This is a genomic window from Curtobacterium sp. VKM Ac-1393, assembly GCF_015350995.1.
Taxonomy (GTDB): Bacteria; Actinomycetota; Actinomycetes; order Actinomycetales; family Microbacteriaceae; genus Curtobacterium.
Window position 1 is genome coordinate 261,702 of sequence record NZ_JADKRW010000001.1, and the last position, 20,166, is coordinate 281,867.

The following is a 20,166-nucleotide window of genomic DNA, read 5'->3' on the forward strand; positions in this document are numbered from 1 at the left end:
CCACCAAGTTCGACTTCGTCATCGAACAAACCGTCGACAACACCGTCTCGAAGTCCAGCACCTTCTCCCTCACCGCGAGCTGAACCCACCAGCACCACACGAACCACAGCACCCCCGGACAACTGCACCAGTCCGGGGGCGCAGTGGCATCCGGGGTGCAGTCAGCCCGTCGTCACCGTTGCCCCGCCGCGGGCGATGTGGACCCGTGCCGTCCCCCAGCTGTTCCCCCGGACCACGAACCGGTTGTCGGCGTCCCCGAACCGGACCGCGACAGCGAGCTCATGACGCGTCGACTCGAAGGTGTTCCCTGCGATCGAACCCCGGTTCGCGCCGGCACGGACGTTCACCCCGACCCCCGAGCCCCGGACACCGAGGATCCGGTTCGCGCGGACCACCACCGCCGCATTCGAGTGCGCCAGGCAGACGGCGTTGTCGATGCTCGCCTCGATCCGGTTCCCGTCGACGGTCATTCCTCGTGTCAGTTTCAGGAGGATGCCGGCCTCGCCGGCGGCCCCGCCACCGCCGGTCAGCACATTGCCCGAGACGACTCCCGTCGCGCGCGGGCGAGTGGAGCCGACGGTCGTCCCGGCGCCGCTCACGACGATCGCGGAGCCCGGCGAGAGCCCGGCGGACTTGGTCACGGTGTTGTCCGCGATCACCAGCCTGATCGGCGCCACGCTGGTCTGGCCCCGATCGGACGGGTCCTTCGACGGTACGGCGGCGATGCCGACCCGGCACCCCGTCACGACGTTGCCGCGGATCTCGATGTCCTCGCCGGCATGCGTGTCGATGCCCTCCCACGCGGGAACGTCTGCGATCCGGTTCCCCGTCACCCGGACCCGAGCCGACCGACGCGCCGTGGCGGTGTCCCACCGAGCATCTCGAGTGAGGGTGATGCCGTAGGAGTTCACCCGACCGCCGGGCTGCCGGACGTCACGCACCGAGTTGTCGTCGACGACGCCGTCGACGACACCGACACCCAGGATTCCGGCGTACCCGAGCCGCTCCATCGTCGTCCCGGTGACGCGGAACCGATCGCAGTACTCGAGATGGACGCCGTCGTGCGGGATGTCCTGGAACCGGCCGCCTCGGATCGAGATCCTGCGGAGCGGAGCATCGCGGCTCCCCATCACGGCGATCCCGTGTCCTGCACCACCGCTGTCGGCGCCGGCACCCGTGACCTTGGCATCGACGACCTCGACGGCAGAGGCCTGCACCACTATCGCTGTGGCGTCCGATGCCATCCGGACGGCACCGGCGCCGGTGAAGCGCAACCGGAGGGGGCTGCGGATCACCAGGCTTCGTGATCGCACCCACGCTCGGTCGATCACGAAGTCTCCTCCGGGGGCCACGGCGTCGAGCGCTGCCTGCAGCGCGTCGCCGTCGACATCGTCTGCTGCTTCCGTGACGGCCGGGCGAGGACGCAGCACGACCGTCGCCGCGAGCCCGACTCCCGCGATCGCCGCCGCCAATAAAGCGCGGCGTCGGATCCGCCCCGCCGGGTGATCGTGCCCGTCCACCGTGCTCCTCACCCGGCGGGTAGCTCGCCCGACCGCCAGCGCGACTCTACGGCGCTCGCTCTGAACTGTCCAGGTGTCTGTATTTCACAATACAAGCCATATTCATCTTCGTCTGTATGAACAATCGACCGCCGCTCACTTCTGATATGTTGCGTTGCAGTTCGGGATGACCGGACGCGGACGATCACCACGTCCGCCCTCAGAGACGAGAGAGACATCGATGACGAGACACTCACGCAGGAGCGTGGCACTCACCGCCACGGGCCTCACCGCCCTGACGATCGCGGCCACCGCCGGGCTCTCCCCGGCGAACGCGGCCGAGGTACGAGAGTCGGACCCGACACTGATCGGTCCACTCATCACCGAGACGTCGGCGTTCGCCGGCGATGCGTCGACCCCGACGTTCAGCGCCCCCTCGGCAGCCGGAGCGGGTGAGGAGATCCCGGCGAACCCCGCCGCCACCCTCGCGGCGGCTCGCGCGGCGGCGACCCGGTGGTCGATCCCCGCCCCGGGTGCGGTGACCACCGTTCGCCCGCTCTCGGCACCCGAGCTCTGCCTGACGGCGGGGACCGCGTCGATCACGAGCTACTCACCCGTCACTCTCGAGACGTGCGTTGACGGTGATGCCAAGCAGCAGTTCCGCACCGCGGCGAACACCGGCTCGAACAACCCGATCGGCACCGGGCTGCAGTCGACCTACAACCGGGGCTTCCTCGGCCTGTTCAACACTGACCGAGTCATGCGGCTCCAGTCGCAGAACGTCGCCGACCGGTTGCCGAACACCGAGGACTTCACACCGTCGTTCTCCGCGCGCATCGACTCCACCGACGTCGTGACCCGGAGCGCCCAGATCTCCGGGACGGGCACACCGGGTGCGACGGTCCTCATCGACGGCCGCACCCCCCAGACGGTCGGCCCCGACGGACGGTGGGCGGCCCGCGTCACGAACCTGCCACTCGGCTCGAGCACACTCGTGCTCGAGCAGTACGAGGGCACGGAGCGGACGGGGACGACGTCACTCGAGGTCACGCTCACCGCAGCTCCCCTGACCTTCGAAGCGGACTTCGCCCCGAATGACCTGACGGCTCCGGTGAGGGCAAGCGGAACCGCGCAGGCTGGAGCCGAGGTGCGGCTCTTCGACCGAGGCGGCGCGCAACTCGGTGAGACCACCACCGCCGACTCCGACGGCGAGTGGAGCACCACGATCCCGGCTCCCGACGCGGGCGGGGTTCTCCGCGTGACGGCTGCGCAGTTCATCGACGGCACTCGGGACACCGTCAACGAGGTCACACGCGACGTCGACTACGGTGCAGCCGTCACCGTCACAGCGCCGGAGGGCGGCTCTGCCCACAGCGGGGGCTCCGTCGCGATGTCCGGCACCGGCGAGCCAGGCTCGACCGTCCGGGTCGTCGAGGTGACCGCCGACGGCGAGCGCGTCGTCGGCCGCAGCACCGAGGGTGTCCTCCCCAGCGGCCGCTGGTTCGTCGACACCGACGACCTCGACCGTGCCGAACACGTGTTGCGTGTCATCCAGGGGTCGAAGGGGGCGAACACGACCACTGCGGACGTGACGATCAACCCCGGTGAGAGTGGACGGCTCACGCCGGTCCGGGTCACCGCCCCGGACACCGTCACCCCCGGGGTGCTCAACCTGATCTCGGGTACCGGGGAACCGGGTGCGTCCTACCGCGTCCTGAACGCGTCCGGTTCGCAGATCGTGCCGGGCACGTTCGAGGTGGACGGCGACGGCAACTGGTCCTTCCAGCGCGTGGTGACGGCCACCGCGACGAGGTTCGACTTCGTCATCGAGCAGACGAAGGGCGATCAGGGGCCGGAACGGTCCGAGGTCTTCAGCCTCGCCGCGAACCAGGGGATCACTCCCGTCAACGTGGACACCCGTGCCGTCGACCCCGGAACGCTCAACACGTTCGAGGGGACCGGCCCGGCCGGGGCCACCCTGACGGTGCTGAACTCCTCCGGCACCCAGATCGTTCCGGGAGCGGTGACGGTCAGTCCCGAGGGCACCTGGAGCTTCGAACGAGTGGTGTCGAGCGGTGCATCGAAGATCGAGTTCAAGTTCGCGGTGTCGGTCTCCGGATCAGCGTACGAGACCTCGTTGTTCACGATCCACGCGAACACACGCTGACCGATCCTGCGCTGACGCACGATGCCCCCGGGGACCACGCGGTCACCGGGGGCATCGTGCGTCAGCGCGCGTTGCCCTCGGCTGTCATCTGCAGCGCCGAGGTGCCGACGGCAGCGTTCACCGGCACGCGGACGATCGGGTTCCAGCGCAACATCGACTGCGGCGGCAGCGAGAACCCGGCAGCCGTCTGCATCGAGAACGTGATCGTTCGACCGTCAGCACTCGGCGTGCCGTTGCGGAGCGCGAGGGCGGTGCTCGATCGCCAGTCCTCACCGGGCTTGCGGTACGAGACCGCGAGCGTTCGCTGCCCCGGCACGAAGACGGTGCCCTCGGGACTCCGCATCGTGATCGTCGACGTGATCGAGGTGATCTGGGCGTTCACGGACAGTTCGGCCGGAACCGCCATGTCAGTGCCGCGACGCAAGGCGACGGGCTCGCCCTCCAGCCCGCTGATGACCTGCCACCCGGGGATGGCCTCAGGTTCGACCGCCACCAGGTGGTGCCCGTCGATCCGGAAGACCTGCGGAGCGCCGCCATCAGCGATGGCGACGTCGGCACCGAAGGCCGCGAGCTGTGCCGGCTGTGCGTGCGTGACGACGAGCATCTGACCATCGCGGTACGCACGACCAGCGAACACCGGATCGAGGACCGCACCGGTTTCGTTCCCGCGCACGATGCCGGTCTCGACCACGCTGCCGTCAGGGTCGCGGAGCTCGATCTGCAAGTAGGCACGGCCGGACCACGAGGTGTGCGAGCTGTACGACGTCGACGGACGCCAGCCGAGCGCCCCCGCCCCGTCGAGCCACAGTGCGCCGACCACGCGGTTCGCCTGACCGCGCGCGACGATGGAGTCGCCGCCGACGGCGTCCGTCGTCAGGATCAGGGCATCCTCGGTGCCGTCGTCACCGCGGAGCCGGACGGCGATCCGCCCCTGACCCGGACCGACGCTGTCAGCAACGGCCGTCGCGTCGACGGCAACCGCCGTGCCGCGACCGCTCGTGGTTCCGAGTCCGGTGATGGTCGGCACCGCGACCTCATGCCTGCCCACGGGCACTGCCGCGACCGCGGCTGCCAGGACACCGACCGGCGGGTCGTACCCGGGGATGATGTGCTCGACCACGCGCTCGCGCGAGTCGACGTTGTCCCAGATGCGCTGCTCGAGCGCCGGCAGCGCGCTGAGCTCGGTTCGCGTCGTGTCGGACACCGGGAACCCCAGGGCGTCGTAGAACGGCGCGAGGTCGCGATCGGCAACCTGGGACGCGACCCGGACGAACAGGGCGTGCTTCTGGTCGACGGTCATCACGTTCGGGTTCGTGAGTGCACTCTCGACACGCATCGCGGCGAAGAACCGCGGCAGGAACGCGTCCCCGAAGGCCCGGCGCAGCTGCTCCCAGGCGAGCAACCGGATGCGGTCGTTCGCCTTCGTCCAGTCCCGCTCCTCCGAGGCGAAGTAGCGCTCGAACATCGCGGTGCTCTCGTCCCAGCGACTCCCGAACCCGAGACCGTCCTGCACGGCGAGCGACGAGATGTTCGTGATGGTCTCGGCGGTACCGGGGAACGAGTTGATCGACGACTCGTACGTGTGGCCGATCTCGTGCCACAGCGCCCACTGGTCGTTCAGCGGCGCACGGAACAGGTCGCCGCCGGCGCCGGTGCTCACCTGGAACATGATCCGGCCGCTCCCCGCGTTCGCGTACCCGCCGCCGGTGTCCGGCGAGACGATGTGGATGCGGTGCCGGTGCTTGTGCGAGGTCCCGACCGCGTCGTCGTGGAGCCCGTAGGTCTCGTTCGTGAGCTCGACGACGCGGTCCCAGTTCGCCGTTCGGGCGACCAGGTCGTCCCCGGGGATCACGGTGCCGGTCTTCGGCTTCTGGAAGTCCCCGAACATCCGCTCGGACACGATCTCGACGAAGGGCGCATCGGCCCACCGCTCGAAGTCGGCCGCGAACGACTCCGGCGTGCTCTGCCCGCGCACCCAGGTGGGCACGGGTTCTCCCCCGGAGATCGTCGCCGTCGCGGTGCCGTCGGGAGCCGTGCTCACCAGGGACACCATGCCGTCCTGGACCGCCGTGACCTCGTTCACACCAGGCGTGAGGGGCGTGCGACGGTACCCGACGTCGCGTCCGTCGTTGTGCGCCGCGTACGTGCCGATGAGCCCGATCGCCACCTCCATCGCCGGAGCGCCCGGAGGAACGGTGACCGTCACCGTCTCACCCGACTCGACGAACCGGCCGGCGGGCTGCAGGTCGCTGTGCGGGAACCGACGCCCCTCGGCGGTGGCCGCCGCCGATGCGCTCCCGATGCCGTGGACCAGGACCTTCGTCTCTGCGCCGTCGTCCGCGTGCTCGATCGAGGTCGCCGACGGCGCGCGGGTCTGCTCAGCCGTGGCGGGCGCGGTCGTCCCGCCACCGACGATCAGCGCGATGGCGACGAGGGCAGCAGGAAACAGGACAGATCGGTGCATGTGTCATATATTACATGTGCCATCGAATCGGCCAATCGTTTGGTGTCGTGCGCGCCCGAGAAAGGGGAACATGCGTGCCGGGCTGCGGTGCAGCGCCGGCCCCACCCTCAGAATCGTGATAAATTTCACATATGAATACACATCGCCTGTCCCGCCCGCTTGCCGCCCTCGCCGCTGGCGCAGCTCTCGCCGCACTGATCTCCGCGACTCCGACCATGGCGCACGCCGCTGACGCAGGCGTATCCAAACCGACCGAACAGATCAACCTCGTCGTTGAGCGACAGTCCGACGTCTTCATGTCGTTCAACCTCCGCGCAGACGGCGCCGTGGCCGTGGTGCCGGGCATCTCGGGCACCTTCGACGCAGCCGCCGCGTCGGCCGCGACGGTGTCCGCTCCGACCATCGGCGAGATGGGCAAGGTTGTCTTCGAGAATGGCAAGTGCCTGCAGGCCTTCGGTCCCGCGTCGAACGGCTGGACGCTCGTGTCCAATTCCTGTGACGAACGAGGCACGCTTTGGGAGCGGACTCCTTCCGGCGCTCTGAAGGTCGTCGGCGAACAGCCGCGCGCGATGGAGTACTTCGGCAACGCGAACGGCATCACGAAGCGGGCCGTCACCGGCTTCGAGTATCCGGTCGGACTCTCGTCGACGCGCTGACCAACCCGATCGTGAACGACGGGCCCGACGCTCCTGGAGCGTCGGGCCCGTCGCCGTCCGTCAGCGCGGTCCGCGGTAGAGCACGATCTGCGTGTTCCGCTGCGGCCGCATCCCCGCCCGAAGCGACACCGCCGCACCCGTGGTCGTCGCCGCGAACACGCGCGCACCGGGCCGGTTGATGAGCTGGTCCGCCAACGCGGTCTCGAGCTCGCGCACCCGATCGCGCAGGTCCTTGTTCTCGTTCTCCAGGTCGAGTACCCGCCGGATCCCCTCCAGCGACACCCCCTCGGAGCCGAGGCGCGCGATCTCGCGCAGCTGCGCGACGTCGCGCATCGAGTAGCGGCGGGAACCGCCGCGCGTGCGGCCCGGCACCACCAGGCCGAGCCGGTCGTACTGCCGCAGCGTCTGCGGGTGCATCTCGGACAGCTCCGCGGCGACCGCGATCGCGAAGACGGGCGAGTTCTCGTCCATGTCGGTCATCGAGTGCTCCTTCCGTCGTTCGCGTGGATTGCAAACCAGCCTGGAGGCTCGGTGCGGCTTCCTGACGGAGCCGCGCCGTTCCTCTCCCCACCGGCACGGCCGGCCCGCCGCTTCGCGACGGGCCGGTACCGGCGGCGTGGGCCCAGGCCGGGTCTACTGCTGTGGTTGCGTGACGCTAGTCACGCGCCTTGGCGAGGATGTCCTCGCGCGGGTTCTCGTCGGGCAGCGTGGCCGCGAGTGCCTCGACGGCCTCGCGCTGTTTGTCCGACAGGTGCGACGGCACCGCGACCTGGACGGTTGCGAGCAGGTCGCCCGTGCCGTTCTTCGTCGCGACACCGCGGCCCTTGACGCGCAGGACGCGACCCGAGGGCGTGCCGGGAGCGACCTTGAGCTTGACGGGCTCGCCGCCGAGGGTCGGCACCTGGATGGTGGCGCCGAGCGCCGCCTCCGGGAACGTCACGGGGACGTCCACGCGCAGGTTCAGCCCGTCGCGCTCGAAGACCGGGTGCTTGCGGACCGTGACGGCGACCACCAGGTCACCGGCCTCGCCCCCGTCGGGGGAGGGTTCGCCGCGACCGCGGAGCCGGATCTTCTGGCCGTCCGCGACCCCCGCGGGGATCCGGACGTTCACCGGACGACCGTTGCCCTGCGATAGCTTGACGGTGTCGCCGGCGATCGCCGTGGTGAAGTCGAGCGTCGTCGAGGCCGTGACGTCGCGACCCTTCGTCGGCCCACCGAAACCGCGGTAGCCGCCAGAGGTCTGACCGAAGCCACCGCCGCCGAACATGCCACCGAGGATGTCCTCGAAGCCGCCGGCACCACCGGCACCACCGGGGCCACCCTGGCCGAAGCGGACACGCTGTCCACCGCCGCCCTGCTGGCCGAACATCCCACCGAAGACGTCCTCGAAGCCGCCGCCCTGGCCCCCGCCGCCCGCCGTGAAGCGGGCGCCGGAGCCCATGGCACGGACCTGGTCGTACTCCTGGCGCTGCTCCTTGTCGGAGAGCACCGAGTAGGCCTCGCTGATCTCCTTGAAGCGGTTCTCCGCCGCGGCGTCGCCCGGGTTGGAGTCCGGGTGGAACTGCCGGGCGAGCTTCCGGTAGGTCTTCTTCAGCTCGGCCTCCGACGCGTCCTTCGACACTCCGAGGACCTTGTAGAAGTCCTTGTCGAACCAGTCCTGACTGGCCACGGGTACCTACCTTCCGTTCCGGATCAGGCCGGGACCGCCACCGCGACCTTGGCCGCACGCAGGACGCGCTCGCCGAGCTTGTAGCCCGGCTCGACGACGTCCGCCACGGTCTGGCCGGTGGCACCCGGGGTCGGGAGCTGGACGATCGCCTCGTGGATGTTCGGGTCGAAGGCTTCACCCTTCTCGCCGATCTGCACGAGCTTGAACTTCTCGAAGCCCCCGCGGATCTTCTGACCGATGACCTGCATCGGGCCCTCGGCGAGGTCACCGTGGGCCTCGGCCCGGGTGAGGTCGTCGAGTGCCGGAAGAAGGGCACGGACCACTTCGGCGATGGCGACCTCGCGGTTGGCCTCGCGGTCGCGCTCGACGCGCTTCCGGAAGTTCACCAGCTCGGCCTGCGCACGGAGCATGTCGGTGCGCATCTCGGCGACGAGGTCGCGGTCCGCCGCGGACAGGCTGTCCTCGGCGATGCCACGAGCGGCGTCGTCGAGCAGGGCCTGGTCCTCCGGGGAGAGGTCGTTCGCCGCGTCCGCTGCCGGGCCGCCGGCGGCGGGGCCGTCCGTCGGTACTTCGACGTCGGGCCCCTCCGCCTCGATGAGGTCCTCGGGCTCGGCCGCGTTCGTGGCGTCGCCCTCGACCTGGGGCTCGTCCTCGGGCACGTTGTCCTTGGGATCCGTCATCGTTACTTCTTGTCCTTGTCGTCCTCGTCGTCCACGACCTCGGCATCGACGATGTCCTCGTCGTCCTGCGCCGGCTGCTCACCAGCGGGCTGCTCGCCACCGGCGGCTGCGCCCGCATCCTGCTGCGAGTAGATCGCCTGACCGAGCTTGCCCTGCGACTCGTTGAGCTTGTCGAAGGCCGTCTTCACGGCGTCCTCGTCCTCACCCGCGAGCGCGGACTTGAGCGCATCGACATCGGCCTGCACGTCGGACTTGACGTCCTCGGGGAGCTTGTCGTCGTTCTCCTTGATGAGCTTCTCGATCGAGTAGACGAGCTGCTCGGCCTGGTTGCGACGCTCGTTGGCCTCACGACGGGCCTTGTCCTCGGCCGCGTGCTCCTCGGCTTCGCGGACCATGCGCTCGATGTCCTCCTTCGGCAGCGACGAGCCGCCGGAGATCACCATCGACTGCTCCTTGCCGGTGCCCTTGTCCTTTGCGGACACGTGCACGATGCCGTTCGCGTCGATGTCGAAGGTGACCTCGACCTGCGGCACGCCACGGGGAGCCGGCGCGATGCCGGTGAGCTCGAAGGTGCCGAGCGGCTTGTTGTCGCGGGTGAACTCGCGCTCGCCCTGGAAGACCTGGATCGCGACCGACGGCTGGTTGTCGTCAGCGGTCGTGAAGGTCTCGCTCCGCTTGGTCGGGATCGCGGTGTTGCGGTCGATGAGCTTCGTCATCAGGCCGCCCTTGGTCTCGATGCCGAGCGACAGCGGCGTGACGTCGATGAGCAGGACGTCCTTGCGCTCGCCCTTCAGCACGCCGGCCTGCAGGGCGGCGCCGACGGCGACGACCTCGTCCGGATTGACGCCCTGGTTCGGGGACTTGCCACCGGTGAGCTGCTTGACGACCTCGGCCACGGCGGGCATGCGGGTCGAACCACCGACGAGCACCACGTGCGCGATGTCGCCCACGGAGACACCGGCTTCCTTGATGACGTCGTTGAACGGCTTCTTGGTGCGGTCGAGCAGGTCGGAGGTCATCTGCTCGAACTGTGCGCGCGAGATGGTCTCGTCGAGGTTCAACGGGCCCTCGGCGGTGAGCGTCAGGTACGGGAGCTGGATGTTCGCCGACATCTGCGACGACAGTTCCTTCTTCGCCTGCTCGGCGGCTTCCTTCAGACGCTGCTTCGCGATCTTGTCCGTGGACAGGTCGACGCCGTGCTCGTCCTTGAACTTCTTGACCAGGTAGTCGACGATGCGCTGGTCCCAGTCGTCGCCACCGAGACGGTTGTCGCCCGAGGTCGAGCGCACCTGGATCGTCGAGAAGTCGTCGTCCTTGCCCACCTCGAGCAGGGAGACGTCGAACGTGCCGCCACCGAGGTCGAAGACCAGGATGAGCTCGTCTTCCTTGCCCTTGTCGAGGCCGTAGGCCAGCGCAGCCGCGGTCGGCTCGTTGATGATGCGCAGGACGTTGAGGCCAGCGATCTCACCGGCGTCCTTCGTGGCCTGGCGCTCGGCGTCGTTGAAGTACGCCGGCACGGTGACGACTGCGTCGGTCACGTCCTCGCCGAGGTACTGCTCGGCGTCGCGCTTGAGCTTGCCGAGGGTGCGGGCCGAAATCTCCTGCGGCGTGTACTTCTTGCCGTCGATCTCGGTGGTCCAGTCGGTGCCGACGTGACGCTTGACCGACGCGATGGTGCGGTCGACGTTCGTCACGGCCTGGCGCTTGGCGGTCTCGCCGACCAGGACCTCGCCGTCCTTCGTGAAGGCGACGATCGACGGCGTGGTGCGGAGGCCCTCGGCGTTCGCGATGACGGTGGGCTCGCCGCCCTCGAGAACGCTGACGACCGAGTTGGTGGTTCCGAGGTCGATGCCTACTGCACGTCCCATGTGTTGACTCCTCTTGCTTGGTGTAAGTCCGAGGACTTGCGTCCGATGGACTCAACTCTACCCCGGACGGGAGGCGCGTCAACTCTGAGAGCGGAAACTTGCGTTGGTCACACTCAACTCTCAGGACCGGGCTTGGCGTGGCGGGTGTCCGTACGTTGGTATGTCACGTGATATTCTGTATGTACATACGGCGCCAGCTGGGCTGGTGCGTGCGTATCTCCCTTCCCGAACGGCCGCGCTCTGCGGCCCGTCCTGAAAGATGCACATGTCTCACAAGAAGAGGGCCTCGACTGCCCTCAAGTCCATGGGTGCGGCCGGACTGGCCGCAGCCACCATCGTCAGCGGCCTCTCCTTCGGCGCCCCCGCCGCCTCCGCTGCTCCCGCGCCTACGTTGAAGGCTTCAGAGAAAGGCATCGGCACCCAAGCGACCGACATCGGGCAGGCCCGAATGGTGTGGAAATCCGGGAGTTCGTGGTATGCGCTTACCCGCAGCACGGGCCCTCAGATTCCGATGGCGTACACGACTGAGGCTGCGGCGAATAAAGCGTCTATCTACTCGTTGACCGTCGAGTTGAACTCGAACGGAACGTTCCGATTCCGCTCCGGCAAATACTGCGCAGTCGACAGGTACGACGCAGCAACCCTGCGGGCGAATATGTTCGACCCTCGATTCGTCTGCGGCTCCGGTGCTGATACATGGGAGCTGGCATCTGGTGGAAAGGTGAGAAACACCGAGACGGGTCGCTTTGTCGGCCCGACTGTGAGCTATCTCCCGACCAACGCCCCACGTCTCCACACGATGGGAACCGGAAGCGGCTACCAGTTCCCGGGGATCGAGAAACTGATTGCGGACGCCCAGAAGCCATTGTCTGCTGATGTCTCGAAGGTGAACAACATCGCGAAGAGTGCGGTGGTGTCGGGGACGGCGACGCCGGGTGCGAAGATCACGATCGGCGACCAGACCGCCGATGTCGGCACGGACGGCAAGTGGTCGATGACGGCGACCGGCCTGTCAGTGGGCAAGAACGACCTGATCGCGATCCAGAAGATCAACAAGGTCGAGCACGACCGCAAGACCGTGTCCGCGACGATCATCGAGGGTGGCACGCTCGTCGGGGTCGACCAGGGGCCGATCGAGCTCGAGCGGGGCGAGAGCACCCCGGTGCCGTTCGTCGTCGAGAACCGCGAAGCACGCACGGACACGAAGGGCGCCGTCACGCTGAACGCGCCCGACGGCGCGACCTTCTCCGAGCAGGACACCGTCCAGGGCTCGTGGCGTCGCGTCGGCAACACCGCATGGAACGCGTCCACGTCGATCCCGCTGACGAATGGCCGTCTGTCGAACGACAACACGACCATCACGTTCGACGCCGACTGGGCATCCGAGCGCGCCGCGGACCAGCAGTACCGCTTCATGGTGAACGTCACGGCCGGCGCGGAAGCCCCCGAGGGATCCGGCGCGATGGACTTCGCGATGCCGGGAACCAGCAACAAGGGTGACTTCCTGGCCGAGGGAAAGACAACAACGACGATCGAGTCGGCGGAGGTCGACCTCGTCGCGAACGTCGCGTCGATCAACCACGCGGGCAAGTCCGCGGTCGTCTCGGGCACGGCGACGCCGGGCGCCAAGATCACGATCGGCGACAAGAGCGTCGACGCGAACGAGGAGACCGGCGCCTGGAGCATCACGGTCGACGGCCTCGAGCGCGGCTCGAACACGGTCCACGTCGTGCAGAGCATCGACGGCAAGGAGCACGACGCGAAGGACCTCACCGTCGTGATCAACGACGCCGCGATCACCGGGCAGGACGGCCCCGCCGTCACCCTCGAGCGCGGCGACGTCACCTCGGTCCAGTCGCTGTTCAAGACCAACGGTGTCATCAGCCGCCCGAGTGGCACGGTCGAGTTCACCGCTCCGGAGGGCACCACCTTCGCTGCGGGCCAGGACACCATCATGGGCGGTGCCAAGAAGCCCGGCGGCGAGTGGGACAACACCTACCTGCGCCTGACGAACGGTCAGCGCTCGGCGGACGGCACGAAGTACACCTTCACCTTCCAGATGGCGGCGCACTTCCGTGAGCCCGCGGACACCCTGTTCCGCTGGAACATCAACGTGAACACCCCGGCGGACGCCGAGGCGGGCACGCTCTCGATGTCCACGAAGCTCGTCGGCACCGCGGCAGAGGGTGCGTTCAACACCACCAGCACCACCGCCACCGCGATCGAGGCAGGCGCGTCCGAACTCGCGCCGATCACCCTGTCCGGTCCGGCATCGGTCACCCCGGGCCGCTCGAACACCTTCACCGGCACCGCCGAGCCGGGCGCGACCTACCGCGTCCTGAACGTGTCGGGCACGCAGATCGTCCCCGGCACCTTCGAGGTCGGCGCCGACGGCCGCTGGACGTTCAACCGCGTCGTCTCCAACGGCGCAGCGAACTTCCGGTTCGTGATCGAGCAGACCAAGAACGGCCAGGTCGCCAAGTCCGAGCTGTTCACGATCAACGCTGCGGCCCTCGCGCCGGTGACCGTCACCACGCCGGCCGCCGTCCGTCCGGGTGTCTCGAACACCTTCGCCGGCACCGCCGAGCCGGGCGCGACCTACCGCGTCCTGAACGTGTCGGGCACGCAGATCGTCCCCGGCACCTTCGAGGTCGGCGCCGACGGCCGCTGGACGTTCAACCGCGTCGTCTCCACCGGCGCGGCGAACTTCAAGTTCGTCATCGAGCAGACCAAGAACGGCCAGACCGAGAAGTCGCAGCTGTTCACGATCAACGCGGCGGCGCTCACCCCGGTGACCGTCACCACCCCGGCTGCCGTCCGTCCGGGTGTCTCGAACACCTTCACCGGGACCGCCGAGCCTGGCGCAACGTTCCGCGTGCTCAACGTCTCGGGCACGCAGATCGTCCCCGGCACCTTCGAGGTCGGCGCCGACGGCCGCTGGACGTTCAACCGCGTCGTCTCCACCGGCGCGGCGAACTTCCGGTTCGTCATCGAGCAGACCAAGAACGGCCAGACCGAGAAGTCCGCACTGTTCACGATCGAGGCCGCGGGCTTCGCTCCGGTGACCGTCGCCACGCGCGCTGTCACGCCTGGTGTGGTGAACACCTTCACCGGCACCGGTGAGCCCGGTGCGACCTACCGCGTGCTCAACGTCTCGGGTACGCAGATCGTCCCCGGCACCTTCGAGGTCGGTACCGACGGTCGCTGGACCTTCGACCGAGCCGTCTCGCGCGGCGCGTCCGAGTTCCGGTTCGCCCTCGAGCAGAGCAAGAACGGCCGGACCGAGCTCAGCGAGCTCTTCACCCTGCCGGCCGACACGAAGTAACACCCCCGGGCCCTCCCGTCACCGACGGGAGGGCCCGGCCCCTTCCCCGCGGCTCGACCGCCGCCGACTGTCCTCAGAGAGGAACCCGATGAACACCACGATCCACCGCGGCCTCGCCGCAGCCTCCATCGCCCTCGTCGCCGCGTTCGGCGTCACGGCGTGCAGCTCGTCCGACGCGAACGACCCCGCACCGACCGCCTCGAGCACCGCGAAAGCAGCCGAGACCACGTACAACGAGTGCATCGACGGCGCCGTGCAGCTCTGGGACGAGGACGAGGACTCCGACAAGACGATCACGACGAAGGACTGTGCAGCGGCGAACCTCATCAGCTCGGACCGCACCTACGAACTCGGCACGATCGGCACTATCACCGTCGAGGCGAGCAACGCCACGATCTCGGTCTCGTCGACGAAGAAGGTCTTCTTCTCCGGCTCGAACAACACCCTCACCTACAGCGGCGAGGCCCCGAAGGTCGACGACCAGGGCAAGGGGAACACGATCACGGCTGCTGGCTGACCGGAAGGCACCTGGCACCACGAAGGGGACGAGCGTTCAGCGCCCGTCCCCTTCGCCACGCCGTATTGTTCTTTCACATGTGATGTTTTATACTGATGAGCGACCCGACCGGAGGCCCTCCTTGAACTACCTCGTCGTCATCCGCGCCCTGCTCGCAGGGTGGTGGATCATCGCCGGCTCCACGCTCCTCGGAGCAGGCGCCTCGCTCCTCGTCACGAGCATCACACCGCCGACCTACCAGGCCTCGACCTCCTACTACGTCTCGGTCGCCGGCGACACGTCGGCCAGCGCCGGTGAGATCGCGCAGGGATCGAACGCCGCGCAACAGAAGATCAAGTCGTACATGCAGCTCGCGACCTCGCCCCGCGTCCTGCAGGGCGTGGTGGACGAGCTCGACCTCGACACCACCCCGGCGGCCCTCGCCTCCAAGATCACCACCTCGGTCGACGCCGGCACCGTGATCATCAAGATCGCGGTGCAGGACGAGTCCCCGAAGGCTGCGGCGACGATCGCCGGACACGTCGGTGAGCGACTCGCCGCGGTGGTGCAGCAGATCGAGCCCCGCGCCGCGGATCAGACACCGTCGGTGCGACTCGAAGAGGTCACACCGGCAAGCGAGCCGACCAACCCGATCGGCCCCCGGAAAGCAGCGGACCTCGCGCTCGGCCTGGTCGGTGGCCTCGCGGTCGGCGCGGCACTCGCCTTGCTCCGGGCCGCCGTCGACACTCGCATCCGCTCGGGCGAAGACCTCGACGTCGACGTCCCCGTGGTCGGCGACATCGCGTTCGACACGGACGCCGCCCGCCATCCGCTGATCATCCGCGACGAGGTGAACACCCCGCGTTCCGAAGCCTTCCGCAGCCTCCGCACGAACATCCAGTTCCTCCGCACGAGCGGCGCCCCGACCATCGCCGTGACCAGCGCCCGACCGTCCGAGGGCAAGACGACGACCACCGCCAACCTCGGCATCGCGCTGAGCAAGAGCGGCATGCGCACGGTGATCATCGACGCCGACCTCCGACGACCCAACGTGGCCTCGGTGATGAGCATCGAGGGCGCCGTGGGGCTCACCGACCTGCTCGTCGGACGTGCCGAGCTCGATGACGTCCTGCAGGACTGGGGCGTCGACGGTCTCGCGGTCCTGCCCGCCGGCACGATCCCCCCGAACCCCAGTGAGCTCATCGGGTCCGAGGCGATGGCTCGCGTGGTCGCCGCGTTGGCGTCCGACTACGACGTCGTCCTGATCGACACGCCCCCGGTCCTCGCGGTCACCGACTCGGCGCTCGTCAGCACGCTCGTGTCGACGACCCTGCTCGTCACCGCTGCCAACCAGACGAAGCGCTCCGACGTCCGCCTCGCGGTCGAGGCGCTCGCACGTGTCGGTCAGCAGGTCGCCGGCGTCGTCCTGACCAAGACCAAGCACAAGGCTTCCCGCAGTGCGTACTACCGCTCGGAGTACACGAGCGCCCGTTCTTCCTGACCGATGACAAGGACACGATCCATGCAGTCCCCCTCCCGCACGCGCACCCTCCGCGCGAAGCGCCTCATCGACGTCATCGCCGCGGCGGTGGCGCTCGTCGCACTCGCTCCGGTGCTGGTCGTCGTCGCGCTCCTGGTCGCAGCGCGGCTCGGACGTCCGGTGCTGTTCCGGCAGCCGCGTCCTGGGCTCCACGGCGAGACGTTCACCATCCTGAAGTTCCGCACGATGCTCGAGCCGGACCCCGCGGCGGGTCTCGTCAGTGACAGCGACCGGCTCACGCCGTTCGGTTCGTTCCTCCGGTCCACGAGCCTCGACGAACTCCCCAGTCTCTGGAACATCCTGCGCGGCGACATGAGCTTCGTCGGCCCCCGCCCCACCCTCTGCCGCTACCTCGAGCTGTACACGGCCGAGGAGTCCCGCCGACACGAGGTACTCCCCGGTCTGACCGGACTCGCCCAGGTCCGAGGCCGCAACGCCCTGCCGTGGCCGGAACGGCTCCGGGCGGACGTCGAGTACGTCGACACCGTGACCCTCGGCCTCGACCTGCGCATCCTGCTCCGCACCGTCGTCGTGGTGCTCCGCCGCGAGGGCATCGCCGCCCCTGGGCACGTCAGTTCCGACGTCTTCGAGGGGTCTGCTGCGATGACGGGCGGCCGACAGTGAGGACCGTCTGGATCGTCAACCACTACGCGCACCACCGCGAGCGGGACGGTCGCGCGACGAGGCACCAGCACCTCGCCGACGGTCTCACGGAGCACGGGTGGCACAGCGTGGTCATCGCCGCTGGCACGGATCATCCGTCCGGGCGTTCCCACATGCGGGGAGCGACGCTGCGCGAGCGCTGGACCGGCGACGGGTACGAGTTCTGCTGGCTCCGCGGGATCGACCACCGCGGTGCCGGCGTCCGCCGAGCGGTGCGTCGTGTCGCCGACATCGGGCTCTTCACCGCGCTGCTGCTCCGGCCCAGGTCGCTCCGAGGGCTCCCCCGACCGGACGTCGTGATCGGTGGCTCGTTCCATCCCCTGGCAGCGTGGGGCGCCTCGGTGCTCGCACGCCGGTTCGGCGTCGCGTTCGTCTTCGAACCACGCGACCTCTGGCCGGAGTCAGCCGTGGGTCTCGCGGGCCTGACCGAACGACACCCGGTCGTCCGGGGGCTCCGACGGCTGGAACGCACCATCGTCCGTCGCGCGGCGCACATCGTCTCCCCACTCGAGGGCGTCGGTCGGTACTACACCGACCGCGGTCAGCCGACGCCCTTCACCTGGATCCCGAACGGTGTGGCACTCGACGAACAGGCGGACGAGCCCGAGGCGCCCACCGTGTCCCAGACAGATCGGTTCACGATCACCTACATCGGTTCCATGGGACCTGCGAACGCTCTCGAGGCGGTGCTCGACGGCTTCGACCTCGCCAGCCGCCGTGCCGCCGCTCGCGGCGGACCGCGTCTGGCGCTCCGCATGGTCGGGGACGGATCGGACGTCACCGCACTCCGGGAACGCGCGTCGCGCCTCCAGGCCGGTGCCGACGTCACCTGGGACGGACGGGTGCCACAGGACCAGGCCCGCGCCATCGGCCGCCAGGCCGACTGCTTGGTCGTCAACATGCACGACCTGCCGCTCTACCGACACGGCGTCTCGATGAACAAGCAGTACGAGTACATGCTGCTCGGTCGTCCGTTGCTCGTCGGCGCACCCGTCACGCTCGAACCGGTGGCCGCCTCGGACAGCGGAGTCCACGTCCGTCCGGACGACCCCGAGTCGATCGCCGACGGGATCCTCGCGCTCGCCGCGCTGCCCGCCGCCGAACGTGACGCGATGGGAGCGCGCGGACGAGACCACGTCATCCGCGAACACGACTACCGCCGGCTGGCTGGGGTGCTCGCAGGTGTGCTCGATGACGCGGTCGCGGCCACACGACCCACCCCACAGCGGGTACGACCGCTCCGCCCCCAGCCGAGGAAGCCCAGCGAATGATCCCCGACATCGTCCACGTCTCGAGCGCACACCCGTGGGTGGACAACCGGGTGCACCTCCGCGAGGCAGCCGCCGCGGCAGATGCCGGCTACCGTGTCCGCCTCATCGCGGTCGACTCCGACCTCGGCGCGCCGGCAACGGCCGTCGACGTGGTGCGGATCCCCCGGCGAGCGCGTGTGCGGCGGATGCTCGTGTCGACGACGCAGGCGCTCGTGCTCGCGCTGCGCTCGCGCGCACCGGTCGTGCACCTGCACGATCCAGAGCTCATCTGGACGATCCCGGTGCTGCGCCTGGCCGGCCGCATCGTCGTCTACGACGCACACGAGGACCTGCCCGAGCAGGTCTGGAGCAAGGACTACCTGACGCACCCGCAGCGCGCGCTGTTCGCGTGGTTGTCGCACGGGCTGCTCCGAGCCGCCGGAACGGCGCACCGGGTGGTCACCGCGACGCAGTGGACCGGGCGCCGGTTCCCGGCGGGACGCCAGCTCACGATCCACAACTTCCCCGTCGCGCGTCCGGAGGACAACGCTCAGGTCGGCCTGGAGGCACGTCCCGCCGTGGTCGCGCACGTCGGCGTCCTGAGTCGCGACCGTGGCATCGACGCGCTTGCGTCGGCCGTGCGGCACCCGTCGTTCCCATCCGGCTGGCGCCTGGAGATGGTCGGGTCCATCGACCGAGCGACGTCGGTCGAGCAGCTCCGCGCAGCAGAGGCCACCGGTCGAGCCGTGCACCGCGGTGTCGTCGGCCCGATCGAGGCGCGCGACCTGCTGCTGCGCGCTCGGATCGGTGTGGTCCCGTTCCGCCGGACCCCGGTCACCGACCAGATCTTCCCGACCAAGTTGTTCGAGTACCTCGCAGCCGGGCTCGCCGTCATCGCGACGGACAACCCCCTCTGGCGACGCCTCCTGTGCGACGTCGATTGCGTGACGTTCGTCCCGGCCGACGACCCCGACGCCATCGCCTCGGCGGTCCGCCGCTACGCCGAGGACCCGGACCTGCTCGCACGGCACGGTGCCGCGGCGCGGCGAGCCGCCGCTCGGTTCGCCTGGGCGACAGAGGCCGAGCGACTCGTCGCGATGTACGACGAGCTCTTGCCGGGTGTCCGCGAGACACGGTCGAAGTCGACGGTCGACCGGTGACCCGCTCCCGGATCGAACGCGGCGAACTCGCGCGCCCGGTTGGACGAGCAGCGGGAGTGTTCCTCGCAGTCGGGCTCCTCGGCTTGACCATGAACTGGATCTCGGCGAACCTCGTGGCCCCGCTCTTCGCGTACCTGGGCTACGGCTTCGTGCAAGCGGCACCGCACGCCGTGCTGCTGGTCATCGTGCTCACCACGGGGGTGGCGCTGACTCTGCCCCGCGTCCTCGTTCGCCCCTCGCACGTCGTCCTCTGGACTATCTTCGTCGTCTGCGTCAGTCCGACGATGATCATGAGTGTCTCGACCGGGTACGTCTCCACGATGACGGCCATCGGGCTCAGCGCTGCGGTCGGCGCGGCGTTCGCGCTGGTGAGTCTTTGCACCCCGCGCGGCGCCACGCCCACGGACCAACGGGTCGACGCGTCCGAGGACGTGTTCGTCATCGGCTCCCGACGTCTCGACCGTGGAACCCTGACCTGGATCGTGTGCTGGGTGTACTCGCTCGTCACCTACGGATTGATGGCAGGGACCGTCGGCATCAACCTCCGGTTCGTGGCCCTCGACGACATCTACGACGTCCGAGCCGACTACGCAGCCGACGTCGGCACCGGTGGCGCGCTCGGGTACCTGCTGACCGGTCAGGCGTACGTGATCAACCCGCTGCTCCTCGCCCGGGGGATCTTCCGCCGTCGTCCCTCCTTGGTCCTGCTCGCGCTGGCGGGTCAGTTCC

At 68.9% G+C, this 20,166-nt stretch carries 14 protein-coding genes; 8 read left to right on the top strand and 6 right to left on the bottom strand.

The features are described from left to right. Nucleotides 1-161: 161 nt before the first annotated feature. Complete coding sequence (locus ITJ59_RS01225; protein WP_194649327.1) at nucleotides 162-1,520, bottom strand: right-handed parallel beta-helix repeat-containing protein; 1,359 nt, start codon at nucleotides 1,518-1,520, stop codon at nucleotides 162-164. Nucleotides 1,521-1,764: 244 nt separating this feature from the next. Between ITJ59_RS01225 and ITJ59_RS01230 the strand changes: the two genes are divergently transcribed. After that, complete coding sequence (locus ITJ59_RS01230) at nucleotides 1,765-3,666, top strand: hypothetical protein (protein ID WP_194649329.1); 1,902 nt, start codon at nucleotides 1,765-1,767, stop codon at nucleotides 3,664-3,666. Between the two features lie 61 nt (nucleotides 3,667-3,727). Here ITJ59_RS01230 and ITJ59_RS01235 read toward each other — a convergent pair whose 3' ends face one another. Beyond that, nucleotides 3,728-6,130: a M60 family metallopeptidase gene (locus tag ITJ59_RS01235; RefSeq protein ID WP_194649330.1), complete on the bottom strand. Its 2,403-nt coding sequence runs from the start codon at nucleotides 6,128-6,130 to the stop codon at nucleotides 3,728-3,730. Between the two features lie 215 nt (nucleotides 6,131-6,345). Between ITJ59_RS01235 and ITJ59_RS01240 the strand changes: the two genes are divergently transcribed. Further along, nucleotides 6,346-6,786, top strand: coding sequence for a hypothetical protein (locus tag ITJ59_RS01240; protein ID WP_194649332.1), 441 nt, complete (start codon nucleotides 6,346-6,348; stop codon nucleotides 6,784-6,786). A 60-nt stretch (nucleotides 6,787-6,846) separates the two neighbouring features. Here ITJ59_RS01240 and ITJ59_RS01245 read toward each other — a convergent pair whose 3' ends face one another. From ITJ59_RS01245 to dnaK, 4 genes are all read right to left on the bottom strand, one after another. Next, the gene (locus ITJ59_RS01245; RefSeq protein WP_194649792.1) at nucleotides 6,847-7,257 is read right to left on the bottom strand and encodes a heat shock protein transcriptional repressor HspR; all 411 of its coding nucleotides are present in this window, start codon (nucleotides 7,255-7,257) and stop codon (nucleotides 6,847-6,849) included. 184 nt (nucleotides 7,258-7,441) lie between these two features. Next, nucleotides 7,442-8,455, bottom strand: a complete 1,014-nt coding sequence (locus ITJ59_RS19325) for a DnaJ C-terminal domain-containing protein (RefSeq protein WP_194649334.1) — start codon at nucleotides 8,453-8,455, stop codon at nucleotides 7,442-7,444. 23 nt (nucleotides 8,456-8,478) lie between these two features. Next, nucleotides 8,479-9,135 (bottom strand): nucleotide exchange factor GrpE, encoded by a 657-nt coding sequence (locus ITJ59_RS01255; RefSeq protein ID WP_194649336.1) that lies wholly within the window; start codon nucleotides 9,133-9,135, stop codon nucleotides 8,479-8,481. A gap of 2 nt (nucleotides 9,136-9,137) precedes the next feature. Then, the gene (gene dnaK, locus ITJ59_RS01260) at nucleotides 9,138-11,003 is read right to left on the bottom strand and encodes a molecular chaperone DnaK (RefSeq protein ID WP_194649338.1); all 1,866 of its coding nucleotides are present in this window, start codon (nucleotides 11,001-11,003) and stop codon (nucleotides 9,138-9,140) included. 799 nt (nucleotides 11,004-11,802) lie between these two features. Here dnaK and ITJ59_RS01265 point away from each other — a divergent pair. The 6 genes from ITJ59_RS01265 to ITJ59_RS01290 all read left to right on the top strand — a co-directional run bounded on the left by ITJ59_RS01265 (nucleotide 11,803) and on the right by ITJ59_RS01290 (nucleotide 19,437). Further along, on the top strand, nucleotides 11,803-14,328 hold the full coding sequence (locus ITJ59_RS01265; protein WP_194649340.1) for a hypothetical protein: 2,526 nt from the start codon (nucleotides 11,803-11,805) through the stop codon (nucleotides 14,326-14,328). A gap of 88 nt (nucleotides 14,329-14,416) precedes the next feature. Further along, a complete protein-coding gene (locus ITJ59_RS01270) occupies nucleotides 14,417-14,845 on the top strand; it encodes a DUF3060 domain-containing protein (protein ID WP_194649341.1) in 429 nt (142 codons plus the stop codon). A gap of 121 nt (nucleotides 14,846-14,966) precedes the next feature. Beyond that, on the top strand, nucleotides 14,967-16,325 hold the full coding sequence (locus tag ITJ59_RS01275) for a polysaccharide biosynthesis tyrosine autokinase (protein WP_194649342.1): 1,359 nt from the start codon (nucleotides 14,967-14,969) through the stop codon (nucleotides 16,323-16,325). 21 nt (nucleotides 16,326-16,346) lie between these two features. Continuing rightward, nucleotides 16,347-16,988, top strand: coding sequence for a sugar transferase (locus ITJ59_RS01280; RefSeq protein ID WP_194649343.1), 642 nt, complete (start codon nucleotides 16,347-16,349; stop codon nucleotides 16,986-16,988). Beyond that, the gene (locus tag ITJ59_RS19330; RefSeq protein ID WP_194649344.1) at nucleotides 16,985-18,298 is read left to right on the top strand and encodes a glycosyltransferase family 4 protein; all 1,314 of its coding nucleotides are present in this window, start codon (nucleotides 16,985-16,987) and stop codon (nucleotides 18,296-18,298) included. Before ITJ59_RS01280 ends, ITJ59_RS19330 begins: the two co-directional genes overlap by 4 nt. Beyond that, the gene (locus ITJ59_RS01290) at nucleotides 18,295-19,437 is read left to right on the top strand and encodes a glycosyltransferase (RefSeq protein WP_194649345.1); all 1,143 of its coding nucleotides are present in this window, start codon (nucleotides 18,295-18,297) and stop codon (nucleotides 19,435-19,437) included. Before ITJ59_RS19330 ends, ITJ59_RS01290 begins: the two co-directional genes overlap by 4 nt. Nucleotides 19,438-20,166 lie beyond the last annotated feature (729 nt).

Coding starts and splice junctions, on each gene's coding strand:
- ITJ59_RS01265 (WP_194649340.1), top strand. CDS start 11,803: ATGGGAACCGGAAGCGGCTACCAGTTCCCGGGGATCGAGAAACTGATT.
- ITJ59_RS01245 (WP_194649792.1), bottom strand. CDS start 7,257: ATGGACGAGAACTCGCCCGTCTTCGCGATCGCGGTCGCCGCGGAGCTG.
- ITJ59_RS01290 (WP_194649345.1), top strand. CDS start 18,295: ATGATCCCCGACATCGTCCACGTCTCGAGCGCACACCCGTGGGTGGAC.
- dnaK (WP_194649338.1), bottom strand. CDS start 11,003: ATGGGACGTGCAGTAGGCATCGACCTCGGAACCACCAACTCGGTCGTC.
- ITJ59_RS01235 (WP_194649330.1), bottom strand. CDS start 6,130: ATGCACCGATCTGTCCTGTTTCCTGCTGCCCTCGTCGCCATCGCGCTG.
- ITJ59_RS01280 (WP_194649343.1), top strand. CDS start 16,347: ATGCAGTCCCCCTCCCGCACGCGCACCCTCCGCGCGAAGCGCCTCATC.
- ITJ59_RS01240 (WP_194649332.1), top strand. CDS start 6,346: ATGGCGCACGCCGCTGACGCAGGCGTATCCAAACCGACCGAACAGATC.
- ITJ59_RS01270 (WP_194649341.1), top strand. CDS start 14,417: ATGAACACCACGATCCACCGCGGCCTCGCCGCAGCCTCCATCGCCCTC.
- ITJ59_RS01255 (WP_194649336.1), bottom strand. CDS start 9,135: ATGACGGATCCCAAGGACAACGTGCCCGAGGACGAGCCCCAGGTCGAG.